Annotated in this window: 11 protein-coding genes; all 11 read right to left on the bottom strand. The window is 48.2% G+C overall.

Translation table 11 applies throughout. From position 1 onward, the window contains the following. Positions 1-208: 208 nt before the first annotated feature. The 11 genes from L7E55_RS09085 to lpdD all read right to left on the bottom strand — a co-directional run bounded on the left by L7E55_RS09085 (position 209) and on the right by lpdD (position 13,667). On the bottom strand, positions 209-1,843 hold the full coding sequence (locus L7E55_RS09085; RefSeq protein WP_277443833.1) for an FAD-binding protein: 1,635 nt from the start codon (positions 1,841-1,843) through the stop codon (positions 209-211). 80 nt (positions 1,844-1,923) lie between these two features. Beyond that, positions 1,924-3,672, bottom strand: coding sequence for an adenine deaminase C-terminal domain-containing protein (locus L7E55_RS09090; protein ID WP_277443834.1), 1,749 nt, complete (start codon positions 3,670-3,672; stop codon positions 1,924-1,926). A gap of 14 nt (positions 3,673-3,686) precedes the next feature. Continuing rightward, the gene (locus tag L7E55_RS09095; RefSeq protein ID WP_277443835.1) at positions 3,687-4,238 is read right to left on the bottom strand and encodes a gamma carbonic anhydrase family protein; all 552 of its coding nucleotides are present in this window, start codon (positions 4,236-4,238) and stop codon (positions 3,687-3,689) included. Between the two features lie 57 nt (positions 4,239-4,295). Further along, a complete protein-coding gene (locus L7E55_RS09100; RefSeq protein ID WP_277443836.1) occupies positions 4,296-5,669 on the bottom strand; it encodes a sigma-54 interaction domain-containing protein in 1,374 nt (457 codons plus the stop codon). A gap of 146 nt (positions 5,670-5,815) precedes the next feature. Beyond that, complete coding sequence (locus tag L7E55_RS09105) at positions 5,816-7,672, bottom strand: methyl-accepting chemotaxis protein (RefSeq protein WP_277443837.1); 1,857 nt, start codon at positions 7,670-7,672, stop codon at positions 5,816-5,818. 13 nt (positions 7,673-7,685) lie between these two features. Then, a complete protein-coding gene (locus L7E55_RS09110) occupies positions 7,686-8,312 on the bottom strand; it encodes a UbiX family flavin prenyltransferase (RefSeq protein ID WP_277443838.1) in 627 nt (208 codons plus the stop codon). 81 nt (positions 8,313-8,393) lie between these two features. Continuing rightward, the gene (locus L7E55_RS09115; RefSeq protein ID WP_277443839.1) at positions 8,394-9,659 is read right to left on the bottom strand and encodes a benzoate/H(+) symporter BenE family transporter; all 1,266 of its coding nucleotides are present in this window, start codon (positions 9,657-9,659) and stop codon (positions 8,394-8,396) included. A gap of 180 nt (positions 9,660-9,839) precedes the next feature. Beyond that, positions 9,840-11,141 (bottom strand): phenylacetate--CoA ligase family protein, encoded by a 1,302-nt coding sequence (locus L7E55_RS09120; RefSeq protein WP_277443840.1) that lies wholly within the window; start codon positions 11,139-11,141, stop codon positions 9,840-9,842. Positions 11,142-11,177: 36 nt separating this feature from the next. Next, positions 11,178-11,468 (bottom strand): hypothetical protein, encoded by a 291-nt coding sequence (locus L7E55_RS09125; RefSeq protein WP_277443841.1) that lies wholly within the window; start codon positions 11,466-11,468, stop codon positions 11,178-11,180. 52 nt (positions 11,469-11,520) lie between these two features. Next, positions 11,521-12,945 (bottom strand): UbiD family decarboxylase, encoded by a 1,425-nt coding sequence (locus tag L7E55_RS09130; RefSeq protein WP_277443842.1) that lies wholly within the window; start codon positions 12,943-12,945, stop codon positions 11,521-11,523. 332 nt (positions 12,946-13,277) lie between these two features. Next, the gene (gene lpdD / locus L7E55_RS09135) at positions 13,278-13,667 is read right to left on the bottom strand and encodes a prenylated flavin chaperone LpdD (RefSeq protein WP_277443843.1); all 390 of its coding nucleotides are present in this window, start codon (positions 13,665-13,667) and stop codon (positions 13,278-13,280) included. Positions 13,668-13,753: the final 86 nt, after the last annotated feature.

Consider the following 13,753-nt stretch of genomic DNA (forward strand, 5'->3'; position numbering starts at 1 on the left):
AAAGAAGCTTTGAGAGAGCATCTGTCTTTGTCTGGGCAGAAACTGGAGGAGTTTATAAGTCAGTTTATTTCCTCTCTGCCCTCGTTTTTCAAGGATCGATTACAGCTTTCGGTCTGCGAAAGTTGAGAATTTAAATAACATTGGCAGGTACAATGACCTGCCGCTTTTTAGTGGGACATATCGCCCCAACCGCTCTACGACCATAGATTTACTTTTTCGGATTTATCGTAGCGCACATTTCTGATCCTTCATTGCCTTTAATACAAGTATTTTTGACCCATTGCTCTCCACCTTCATCAGGAAAGTCCTCACGGTAATGAGCACCCCGGCTTTCTTTTCTTAAGAGAGCCGACAACGCTACCGCTTTTCCAACTAAAAGCATATTTCCGGTTTCCAGTTTGTTAATTAATTCCTTGTAATCACTTGCCCTAGTTTCAGAAAGCTTTTCTTTTAGTTTTTCAATATCACTAACCAGTCCGGAGAGTTCTTCGTGAGTCCGGATTATTCCGGCCTTTTTCCACATCAGACATTTTAACTTGCTGCACACTTCTTCCACTGAAAGCTCTCTTTTCCCCTCCGTATGAGATTTTAGATCTTTAATTTTTGATTGAAGGTTTTCAATGCTGAAAAATTTTTTCTTGCATAAGGCATATTGAGCAGCGAGCCGGCCGGTGATATCACCATAAACCCAGGCTTCGGTCAAGGCGTTGCCACCTAACCGGTTGGCCCCGTGCACGCCACCATTTACTTCTCCTGCTGAATACAACCCCTCGATTCCCGTCTCTCCCCGCTCATTAACCAGTATGCCTCCCATAAAAAAATGGGCAACCGGGGCGACAAGGAAAAGCTTTCTTCTTTTTAAACCCCTGGGAATAAATTTTTGAAAACGCTCGATTTTATCCTCCGGGATGGTCGAAAGATCCATCCAGACACCGCCATTAATCCCCCTGCCTTCTTTGATCTCTTTTGCAATAGCCAGGGCCAAGGCGTCCCTGGTCATTGCCGAAGGATCTTTTAAGCCATGCCGCAGGGCAATATTTTCCCCCCGGTTGTTGAGTAACCTTGCGCCTCCCCGGTAGACTAAAATTTCGTATATAACCATCGTCTTGGCAAGGGAAGGTTCAAGCATAAAAGTAGGATAGTACTGAACAAACTCCATGTCTATTAAAGGAACGCCTGAACGAAATGCCAACGCATAACCATCGCCTGTTGTGCCGGGTGCATTGTTTGTTTGGGAATAGATCTGTCCGGCCCCGCCAGTGGCAAGTACCGTGGCCTTTGACTGAATTAATATAAGTCCTTGGCGGGCCGGATCTATAACCAACGCGCCCGCGATGTCACTATGTTCATTGCGGCAAAGGTGAACGACAAATACGCCGGCTATAAAATTAACACCCAAATCTTTTGCGAAGTTAAACAGTGGAAACGTAAAATCCGTTCCAAAACTTTTTTCGGTGACTACATTTCTGGCTACAGAGTGACCGGGTAATGAAACGATTCGTAATTTGCCGTTATCCTTTTTTTGCAGCGGCACACCGTAACTCAATAAATTCTTCACCTGTGCTTGCGCGCCCAAAGTCATGGTGCCGACCATTTCGGGCCGGTTAATCCACCTGCCTGCTACAAGTGTATCTGTCAGATGTTGTTCAGGTGTATCACGTTCACCGGTAGACGCGGAAAAAGAACCATCCGAAATAGCGGTGTTGTTTGCGCGTCCCGGACGGCTTTTACTAATCAGCAAAACTTCAGCGCCTTCTTTTCTAGATGAAATGGCGGCGCATAAACCCGCACCGCCGCCGCCGATAACCAGTACGTCTGTATTTATTACCTCTAATAGTTCCATGGCTTTACACCTCTTTACTAAAATGAGTTATTAATTTGTTTTTTAAACAGACAGGTCAAAAAAATCTGTATTAACTATTATTATTGTAATTCCTGGGCAGGGACGATTACTTGCCGTTTTTTCACATCAATAACTCCTGAGGCGGTAATTCTCAATCCAGGCAGAAAATCGCAAACTAAAAACAACAACGTATAGGAAAAGTCGTTATAATGATAGCCGTACTCTCTTGTTTTATTTTCCAGCTCTTTCATTTCAGCGACAACCGTGGAAAAAGAACGGTCACTCGCCATTCCACCGATTGTAAGAGGCATGCGGAATGATACTTGCCCATTTTCAACCACAACAATGCCCCCGCTCATTTTGGCCGCCTCAGCGGCGGCCAGGGCCATGGACGAACGATCTCTTCCCAGCACCAGCAGGTTAAAGGAAGTATTGTAAGTAGAAGCAATCGCCTCCAATTGACCAATGCCGCTGATAAAACCGTTTGTCACCCATTTTCCGTGACGGTCGATCAAGGTGCAGTACAGCAAGTCATCTTCGCGTTCCAACAAACCGTCACGCGGCTTGAGCAAACGGTCTTGCCGCCTCGTAATGACAGCGGAAACCGCGTCAATAACCGGAAAAACCTGCTCGCGATCCGACGGCGCCCCAAACAAAGAAGGGTTGCTCAATAAATCCGGATCAGGCAACACAGTCTGAAAACCCATCTTCCCCCAGTCCGGGGCAACGGGCATTACAGACAATTTTCCGTCGGCAGCAACTATCTTGCCTTTTGCAAAAACCATATGCGGGACAAATTTTTCCAGATCGGGCAGCAGCAGGATATCCGCCTGCCGGCCGGGAGTGATAGAGCCCAAATCTCTTTCCATCCCCAGGTACATGGCCGGGTTGATTGTAGCCATTTGCAGCGCCGTGACCGGATCTATCCCGGCTGCCACAGCCATGCGCAGCATTCCGTCGATAAGTCCCTCCCTGGCGATGGAACTGGGACGCGATCCATCGGTGGTAAGCAGCATCCGGTTCGTCGGCAAACGCTTTTCTGTAATTGCCCGGAGCAATTCCGGCAGGTCCGGCCTGAGGGAACCATGCCGCAGCATGGTCCAGAAGCCTAATCTCAACCTCTGAGCCACATCTTCGGCCGTAATCGCTTCATGGCACGATTCCGCGCCGGCCGCGGCAATTACATTTAAATGATCGTAGGAACAGCCTGCCGTATGCCCCTCAAAACCTTTCCGCCTGACTTTGGCCAGGCAGATCTTTTCCAATAGGGAATTCTCTCCCTCAACTATCAGCGGCCAGCGGGTTATTTCGCCTATTTTTATGACGCGCGGGTCGGAAAAAAGCTCTTGCAGATTGTCAATTGAAAAAATATTTTCTTCATTTATGTCCGGTGACTGGTGTGTCGCCCTTGCCGCCCAATATAGCCTGACCGGCAGGTTATCCAGCGCGTCGACTATTTTTAAAAAACCTTTTGCTCCCAGATGAGCAAAGAAAAAAAGGTTATCGCAAACGACTGTGGTGATCCCGCGGCATAGAGCGGCTTCCGCCAGGCTGACTGGATTGTATATCCCCCACGGGTGAGAGTGCGGTTCAATCAGGGCGGGGCAGAGGTAGAATCCTTCCGCGTCGATAATCGCTGTGTTTGCGCCCACCATTTTTTCACTACTGCCCACATATGCGATTTTGTCCCGCCATATTGCGATATTGGCCGGATAAATTTCACCGGAGAGCACGTTCACCAGTGAACCGCCCTTAAGATAACAATCGGCCTCCCGCCTGCCGGCAGACACATCCAGCAATTCTTGGAGACCTTTAGCCGGTGCTGACAAAATACCACCCCGTCTCATGATTTAGGCATGCCACAGTCTTTTTCCACTAGTTCCATTCCTTCACGCAGGTATTGATGAGCAAGATCAACATAGAGCTGCTTGCCCCATAACCAAAATTTCCGGTCCTTGTCCTCTACATCCCGTACTATTTTAGCCGGGTTACCTGCCACCACAACCCCGCCGGGAACGATTTGGCGATTCTTAACCACACATCCTTCAGCAACAATAGTCCAAAAGCCGATTTTGACATGAAGACTCAATATCGCTCCCATCCCAATAACCGCGTAATCCTCGATATTTTCCGCATGGACTACGGCGCCGTGTCCAACAGTGACACTTTTTCCAATACGGCATACACTGCCTGAAAATGCATGAACAATTACACCCTCTTCCACAGCTGTGCCCAGACCTACTTCAATAGTACCATGATCGCCCCTGAGTATTGCACCAGGACCTATATAGCAATCATCACCAATTCTAATATCACCAATAAGCACAGCTGCTTCACTTACGTAACTCCTTTCGCTCACCACCGGCATTCGTCCGGCAAAACGATATAAGGGCATAGACTGCACCCCTTCCTGTTTAATCCCTGGAATGATCGAAAGATCCGTTCTAATGTGTTAATCGTCTTGAATTTTCCGCAATTTATTATATAAGGTTGTTAAAGAGATGCCCAACGCCCGGGCAGCTTCCTTTTTGCCGGCCAATGAAGGGCCGAATTTCTGAAGCGCGCGGCTGATCATCGACTTCTCCAGTTCCTCCAACGAGACAATGGATTCGGGCATTTGAGAAGGCAGCGGAGACAGGCAAATATCCTCCGCCATGATCCATTCCCCGTCGCAAAGAGTGCTTGCTTTTTCCAGGACATTTTCCAATTCACGAATGTTGCCCGGCCAGTGGTGGTTTGCCAACTTGACTAAAGCTTCGTCTTCCAGACCTTTTATCACCCTGCCCACCCGGCAATTTATTTTAGGCAGCAAGTTCCGCGCGATCAGGGGAATATCGTCAATTCGTTCGCGCAGCGGCGGGATTTCTATACTCACTACATTCAACCGGTAATAAAGATCTATTCGAAACAAATCCTTTGCGATTAATTCTTCCAAGTTCCGGTTGGTCGCGGCAATTACACGGGTATTAACTTTAATTTCTTTAGTGCCTCCCAGGCGGCGGAACGTTCCGCTCTGGAGCACCTGCAGCAATTTGGCCTGCAGGCGCAAGTCCATGTCTCCGATCTCATCCAGGAAAATGGTCCCCTGGTTAGCTAATTCGAAAGTCCCAATTTTTTGCTGACCCGCTCCGGTAAAAGAGCCCTTTTCATAGCCGAAAAACTCGCTTTCCAAGAGATTATCCGGAATGGCCGCGCAATTGACATTGATAAACGGCTGGTACCGGCGCGTGCTGGTATTATGAATGGCTTCAGCAAACAACTGCTTTCCCGTGCCGCTTTCTCCCCGTAAAAGCACGGTTGAGTCTGTCCGCGAAACACGCCGGGCTAAAGCTAAGGATTTTTTAAAGCATTGAGTTTTACCCGCTATGTTACTAAAATCATATCTTGTAAAATCATATCTTGCCTGTTCAATCTGCTCAGAGATATTGGATGAAAAACGGATGTCCTTTCTGGCTTTAGCCAATTCACCCAGCACGTTTATCGCCTCCGCGGCCTCACGGAAGAATACAATCGCCCCGACAAACTGGTCGCCTATATGGATTGGAAAAGCATTGGAAAAGACTTCAGTATGCGCTCCCAGCGGTATGTGTTTTTTGCCAAAAACCGGTTGACCAGTCAATAAAACTTCTGTTAAGGCCCCGTGCGGGTTCGTTTTCAATATGTTTTTGCCAACCCGTTTCTGTCCGTCACTCCTGCAAATTAACGAATATGATTTATTCGCGTACATTATATTGCCTTCATCATCAGCAAGAAGAATTCCCTCCGGAGAAGAGTCCAGAACTGCATGACCAAGCTGACCGATGCTTTTTACAAGGCTCTTAAACAAGATTTCTCACTCCCTGAGTTAATCATTCTTACCATAAGTATTGTTCTAAATTAAGGTAGAACTCCCACCGGTAAAAGTGGGAGTAGTATTAAAATTGGAAAAATTACAAATAATATTCTTCCACAAAACAGCGTATCTTTTTTGCATTACCCTACTTTAAAATGATTGGCAAGCGCTTCCAGTTCTTCTGCCAGCACGGCAAGGTGCTGGGTGGTGGAAGAAACTTCTTCCATGGTGGCTGTCTCTTCCTCGGCTGCCGCGGCCACGTTCTGCACCGCCATAGTTATTTCTTCGGTTGCTTTAACAACCGATTGGATCTCGCTTGCCAGACACTGTACCGATGACTGGATTTTATTGAATATTTCACCCATGTCCTGAACCACTGCCGTACCGGCTTGCACATTAACGACGCTTTCATTCATGCTTTGGACAGATTTTTGCGATCCTTGCTGGATAGTATTGATCAGTAGATTGATTTCTCTCGCGGCGCCGGCAGACTGCTCGGCCAATTTTCTCACTTCTTCGGCCACCACCGCAAACCCCAGGCCTTGCTCGCCGGCCCTGGCCGCCTCGATCGCGGCATTTAGCGCCAGCAAATTAGTCTGGTCGGCAAATTGCGTAATCAATTCGACGATCTTGGAAATTTTTATGGCCGATTCGTTTAGTTGGTTTATAACTTCCATGCCGGTGGCCGTGGTCTGCTGGATCGAGTTCATCTGCACGGTAATGCGCTGGACAGCGTCGCTGCCCTCCCCGGCGAATTCAGTGGTCTGCACGGAAACGCCGGCAATCCGGTGGGCGTTCGCAGATATCTGTTCTACTGTACTGGCTACCTGGCTAATTGTAGTAGCCGTTTCGTTAGCCCCTGCCGCCACATTTTCGGCGTTGGCTGACAGTTCGTTGGACGAAGCGGCGACGGTCTTGGATTTTTCCTGAAGATGATTGACAACCGACTTTAAGTTTGCCTGCATAGTGTTAAACGCTCCGGCCAGTTGATCAAATTCATCCTGCGATTTAACTTCGATTTCTTCACCGCTAAGATCACCTGCGGCAATCTTGGCAGACCTGGCGACTACTTTTTTGAGAGGAGCGATCATCCTGGTAAGAACCACACTAACAACGCCACCGGCAATCACCATAATCAGCAAAGTAATTATTAAATAAGTAACCGGCAGGGAGGAAATCTGGGACAAAATCTCTGATACCGGCGCCGTAAGCGCCAGAGACCATTTGACGCCCGGCACCGGCGCGTAAGCGATATATTTGTCCACACCCTCAAAAGCATAACGCGCTTTACCATTCTCGCCTTTAGTCATTTTTTGGGTTGCGTCCACCAAATCTGGCGAAGTGCCGCTGTCTTTTAACGGATTGTATTTCATTACCAAATCTTGCTGCGGGTGGGCTATAAACAAACCGTCACCTTGAATCATATAAGCGTAGCCGGTTTTACCCACCTTGATCAAAGAGATCCTTCGCAACAGGTCATCCAATAAGACAGCTCCGCCTGCGACACCAATAATTTCGTTGTTTCTTTTAATTGGCGAGGCCGCGGTAATAATCCAATTTCCGGTAGTTTTAGAAACCACCGGATCGGAAATCACCGTTTCGCCCGTAGCCATTACTTTTTTAAAATAATCCCGGTCACCCATATTAGCCGACATTCCCAATGAATTAAAATAACTGCCTGTCCTATCGGCAACATAAAGCGTTTCGTATTTTCCATTGCGCTGAACCTCGGCGGCCAAATAAGCGACAATCATCTCGCGGTTGTTGTTATTGATCAGCGACAGCGAATTAGCGAGTAATTCCGCTTCAGCTTTCCGGACATCCAGCCACAGGGCAACCTCGTTGCTTGAGGCTATAACCAGGGACGCAAGCGACTGCTCAATATTGTCAGTTAAAAGTTGCTTCGTCTTAACATAGTTCGAAAAAGACAAACTACCCAGGCCCACCGTCAGGATGGCGATAATAATTATCAACAGTTTAGTCTTGAAGCTTTTCACAATTATACTCCTCTCAGTATTGAGCCGCTTGACTTACTTCGTTTGACTTCACTGCTCGCTGTCCGACCAAACCTACCTCACCCCACCGGCGCGTCAGGTTATGCGGCAAGCCAAATTGATCCATCACCCGCCCCACCAGATGGTTGACCAAATCGTCGATGGTAGCCGGGTGATTGTAGAAAGCCGGCATGGGCGGGACCAGATACGCGCCGGCCCTGTTTACTGCAAGCATGTTCTCAAGATGGATCGCGCTCAAAGGAGTCTCCCGCGGGACCAGGATCAGTTTCTTTCGTTCTTTCAGCATCACGTCGGCGGCGCGGATAATGAGGTTTTCAGACAGGCCATGCGCTATTGACCCCAGTGTTTTCATACTGCAGGGGATGACGGCCATACCGCTGGTCTGGAATGAACCGCTGGCAACCGGCGCTCCCACATTACGGAGGTCGTGGCAGAAATGAGCCATTTTGCGTACCGCCTCAACAGTGTAACTTGTTTCCAGCACAATTGTTTTCTCGGCCCAACCGCTCAAGATAAGGTGAGTTTCCACTCCAGGGCATTCCTGCAAAGCTTCAAGCAACCGAACGCCGTAAATTGCTCCGGTAGCTCCAGTGATGGCGACAACAATTTTCTGAACATCCATTTTTTGTACCCTCCTGACCATATCATTGAGCGACTTATGAACTGTTCAGTAAAACCCGTAAAAATCGTGCGTTCCGCAAACTTAGCTGTGAGCGTTAACAGCTCCGCCGGTTTCAGCATTGGGACGTAAAAAAGACTTAACATTTTCCCTTTCGAAAATCAATGAAACTATTATGCCAACTAGTAAGGACCATACCGGGGAACTGATATTGTATATTGTAAAATTGGAGTAAGCGACGATAAATGCGAAAAAGGCACCCATTTGGAATTTATTCTTGCCGCTAAAAGCCACTTCAAACGCAGTGATAAACAAGCTTATCATAGCCAGGCCCGCCAGAACGTTGGCAACGGTTGCAGGCAAAGACCTTAAAAAAGGTACCAGCAACCCGCCAATAAAGGCGATGAAAACTTGGATAACCCCTTTTATCAATCCCGCGACCCACCTGCAATCTTTGGGACCGGCGTCATCACAGGAAGTTATGGCGGTCACCGGACCGGCGACCGTAATGCTGTGCGCCAGTAAAAAGGCGCCTATTGTTGAGCAAATACCGGTAGATGTAATCATTGTATTGACAGGCGCGTCAAATCCATTGGCTCTTAAAATGCCATAACCTTTTAAAAAGTCGGCCAGGCCCAGCAATACCAACGGCACACCGATAGATAATATCGCGGCAAAACCAAAGTCGGGTTTAACCAAAACAGGCGCGTAAAACAGATCCCCCACCGCCATTTTCGACTTCATCAAGTACATGCTCGCTATTACGCCAACAACCAGCGCGATCGCCTGGGGCGGGATCTTTTTTGTAAAAAGACGGCTGATAAAAAACGCTAACAGTGTTAATCCGGCTCCTATATAATCCTTTTGAACCGATGTAACAATTCCCATCGCGTAACTGAACAAGGCTCCCGCAATCATCCCCATGATGATCGGCAAGGGTAAATACTTAACCACCGTTTTAATCAAGCCGGTAACACCAAGAAAGAGTAAGATCAACCCTCCGAAAATATATCCCCCGACCATTTGTTCCAATGAAAAAACTTTCATGAGACTGCCTACTACGATGATGCCCGGCAATGAAAAGGCAATGGCTATGGGCTGCTGGTAGTAAAGAGACAAAAAAACCATTAACGCGCCGCTGATAAAATAAATCGACATAAGCCATGTAACGGTTTGCTGGTCAGTTAAATGGGCTTCGTTGGCAATGTTAATTAATAATATGATCGGCCCGCTCAAGCTGAATACTGTTGCAATTATGGCCGCTGTGACATTATTGACATTGAAGCTATGCGGCAGGGCTTTTAAGGTTGCCATGATCCCAGGGCCACGTTCAAGTAAACCTTTAGTCACGCTAAACCCTCCTAATCTTTTTATAGATCTAGATCTATCCGACTATTAAACGTTCCCAATAGGAAGAAATTTTGGGGGCGGTTATAATCGCCCCCTAAGGGAGTATTCTGAGGACTGTATTATCATTGTCCCCTTCTGTATTTATATTGTAATACAAATTTAATTGACTCTCCTTGGCCGTTACGCCCGCTTGCTCCGCTCGTCGATAAACCGTTTGCCTTTATAATCCGAACGCGCGAGCGTTCCTCTAGGCACCGTCTGGATTTCGACCCGCAGGTTGAGACGTTTTTTCATTTCGGTGGTAATGATCTCGCTTACATCTTTTGACTCGGGGGTTGTTTCAATTTGTATTTTCAACTCGTCCATGTCACCCCGGCGGAAAGCTGTAATCAGGTATTCATTGCCGAGCTCCAGATACTCTTCCACGATATTTGCCATGGTGCTCGGGAAAACGTTTACCCCCCGGACGATCAGCATTTCATCCTGCCTCCCCAGCACCCCTCCGATTAACTTGCCGAAGGTCCGGCCGCAGGCGCAAGACGATCTTTCCAACCGCACCCGGTCATTGGTCCGGTAACGGATGGCCGGACTGCACGTGCGCCCCAGGTTCGTGAGCACCAGTTCGCCGATTTCACCGTCCGCCACACTTTTCCCGGTTTTCGAATCCAATACTTCCACGATAAACTCGCTCTCGATGATGTGCAAGGCCTGGTTGTCCTGGTCGCACATAAAAGCGTAGGTGCCGGTCTCGGTCAGTCCCGGGTACTCAAACACTTTCGCTCCCCAGGCTCTTTCAAGTTTCTCCCGCACGGCGGGTATCATCGCACCCGGCTCCCCGGCCAGGATAAGCACCCGGATGGACGAGCCGGCCAGGTCTATTCCCAGATCCTGGGCCGCCTCGGCCAAGCGCAGCATATAAGTCGGCGTGCCGATAATCAAAGTGGCGTTGTTTTCACCGATGCAGCTCAAACGTTGCTCGGTGGTCCACCCCCCGGTGGGAATTGTCAATACGTCCAGGTGCTGCGCCGCTTCGTAAACACCCCAGAAAGCGGTGTAAGGGCCAAAGTTAAAGGGCAACAGCAAAACGTCTTTGCTGCTAATACCCGCCGCCGCCAGGGAATGGGCCATGCACCGCGCCCGCCAGAGCCAGCATTCTTTTGTATCAAGCCATTTCAACGGCTTGCCGGTGGTGCCGGTAGTCTGGTGGAACTGGACATAGTTCTCGAACGGTTCCGTTAAGTTGGTCCCGAAAACGGGGTTCTCTTCCTGATCCTTCTGAAAATCTTTTTTAGTCGAAAAGGGCAGCTTTACGATGTCGTCAAGATTCCGGATGTCTTCAAGCGCCACCCCGTGTTTTTTAAAACTATTCTGGTAAAACCGGTTGCTCTGGTATACCTTTTTCAGCATGTCTTGCAGTTTTTGCCATTGAATCTCCCGTATCTTTTCAAGCGGAGCTGTTTCAGTTGCCGCGTCATAAAACATTAACTAACCTCCCACCTTTCTCCGGACATAGGTCGCTTACCGGTTCATGCAGCTAAAGACATCGGTATAAGGACGGCCTTTAACATAGTCAGGCAGTTCTTTCACAATTTTAATCGCCCATGGCTGCGGATCAAGCACACCCATTTCCGAACGCACCCAGAGTGTGTCCGCTCCCGGCAAATCCTTGGCTGAGCGGGCAATCACCGCCCTTACCTGCTTGGTATCGTATTTTCTCGGGCCCGGTGTCAGGTCCTTAATGAATATGTCTCGCTCACCATCATAAAGATCCGCGTATTTACGAACATATGTCAGGTATTCCTTGGACATCTAATCTTCGCCTCCTAAAAATTTATTAATCAATTAAACCAAAAGCCGGTTCTTAAAGTCCGTATTCATGCCATTTCGCCAGCACTTTTTCCTTCGTTTCCTGCGAGTAAATATCTTCAAAAGTGGCTCTCGGAGGAATATTTTCTTTCGGCCACTCCAACGGCCAGGTAGCGTCGAAGGCCGCGAACGCTCCCTTGAGGATACGCCGTTCGTCAGCATCGTAGCAGGGGGTGAGGGCATTGGACTTGCCTACGAAGTGTTCCACGAGGATGCTCCGTCCCGGGTGGCACTTGGTGGCAAAAGCGTGCATCCACTGCTTCATATCGAAGACATCGACATCCTTGTCCACCACGATGCATTTCAGAACCATTACCCGCCGCGCGATAAAGAAGTCGAGGACTTTCTTGGTAGTTTCGATTCCGCCTGTTTTCACCCCGACGATAGCCAGGTGGGTGACTCCTTCCGGCGGCACGTACACATCTGTTACGTCAATGCCCCGTCTCTTCAGACCAATCTTCATCCCTACGGCCGCGGTCAGAGAAGCGGCGATTGAGCTGTCGTCAACCGGGGCGCCCAGGGCAGTCATTGATAAAATGGGGTTGTTCCGGTGCGTGATCGCCTTAATCCTGAATCCCACGCCTTCCGCCATGGTGCCGCTCCGATAGCCCGGGTATTCGCCAAAGGGCCCGTCCGGAACGATAGCGTCCACGGGGACTTCTCCTTCAATAACGATTTCCGCATTGGCCGGCACCATAATGTCGCATGTCTCGCACTTCACCAGGTCAACCGGTTCTCCCCGCAAGGATCCGGCCACCTCGACCTCATTCACGCCAGGCTTTAACGGCGCGGTGGCTACCATATGATCGAGGGGATGCGAGCCAATGACTATAGCTACCGGCATATCCTGGCCCTTAGGCACGTATCTCTCGTTCAGGATCATGGCAAACTGGCTGGTAGTCTGGGGCCAGCCGGCAAGAAAATTCTTGTTGTGGATCATGAAGCGGTACATGCCCCAGTTCGTCCAGTTGACTTCCGGGTCTTTATTTATGATTATGTCCCAGGTGGCGATGTAGCGCCCGCCGTCTCCCTCGTGAATGAGCGGCGCCGGGAGCTTGTAGATGTCCGCGTCTGCCCCGACGAAAACATTTTCCTTGCAGGGTGCGTCTTTGCGATCAACGATATTGGGCTGAACACGCCCTTGAATCCGCTCTTCATATATCTTGTAAATCTCACGTAACGGCGTGTCCGCATCCAATCCCATCGCGAGAGCTACCCGCCGCCAGGTGCCGCACTCGCCGTTAACGACGGAGTATCCCGGGTAATCTTTCACATTCTCGAACCAAAGGCACGGGCCGTACTGGTCGTACACCCGGCGGCTGATCGCTCCTAATTCAATATCCCAATCCACTTCCTTTTTGATTCGCACCAATTCTCCATTTTTCTCAAGAACGTTGATAAAATGCCTCAAATCTTTCACTGGTGATTCTCTCCCTCCATGACATATTTTTGCTATTAGACTTTCTTCGGCTCCGCGGTTGCCTTAAAAGTAAAAGCTGATTATATTAAAAGCAATTTATATACCAAGTCCTATTCCCAATAAAATCACCGTTTTATGACGTTCTTCTATCATTAGACTTGCAAAATTTAAAAGGGTTGGTTCCCTTTGAGAGAACCAACCCCGTATTTCATACCGTTCAAAGTATTCAAATATTTGAAATTTTAATTACAATTTTTATAATTTTCTTACATTTCACAATATATTTAATTGCTAAAATTAATAATTATTTTTAATGATAATTTTATTCAGTTTTAAATAGGCCTTAATAATCTTTCCAAAATAAATATTTGCGCCACATAGTTGCAATTTTCCATAATCTTTTTGATTTCTTCCGGTCCGGCATTGTCCACGTGTATACCTGCAACTACTACCACAGGTTTACCAAAAGCTAATGCTATTTTTTCCGCAATAGGTTTGGCTACTTCGTCATCTTTATGACCTAACAAAGGTATAACGCTTGTGTTGCAGCTAACTTTAGTATTGTCGGATATGCTGGGCCTGGTCAGGCTTATTGCAACTGCTCCTACATGCGGCTTATCGCCACCATAAAGATGTGCGACTAAACCGTCTCCGGTAATTGAAACCATCAAGTCAACCCTGTATTTCCCAAGACCCGCAGTATATAAAACTTGTTCCGCCAATTTATTCCCTCCCTAAAGGACTCATAAATTAAAAGCTGCTTAATATTAATTGCAATTTATATGCCAAGTCTATTCCCAACAAATTC

Source organism: Pelotomaculum isophthalicicum JI (assembly GCF_029478095.1).
Taxonomy (GTDB): Bacteria; Bacillota; Desulfotomaculia; order Desulfotomaculales; family Pelotomaculaceae; genus Pelotomaculum_D; species Pelotomaculum_D isophthalicicum.

Coding starts and splice junctions, on each gene's coding strand:
- L7E55_RS09125 (WP_277443841.1), bottom strand. CDS start 11,468: ATGTCCAAGGAATACCTGACATATGTTCGTAAATACGCGGATCTTTAT.
- L7E55_RS09095 (WP_277443835.1), bottom strand. CDS start 4,238: ATGCCCTTATATCGTTTTGCCGGACGAATGCCGGTGGTGAGCGAAAGG.
- L7E55_RS09085 (WP_277443833.1), bottom strand. CDS start 1,843: ATGGAACTATTAGAGGTAATAAATACAGACGTACTGGTTATCGGCGGC.
- L7E55_RS09110 (WP_277443838.1), bottom strand. CDS start 8,312: ATGGATGTTCAGAAAATTGTTGTCGCCATCACTGGAGCTACCGGAGCA.
- L7E55_RS09120 (WP_277443840.1), bottom strand. CDS start 11,141: ATGTTTTATGACGCGGCAACTGAAACAGCTCCGCTTGAAAAGATACGG.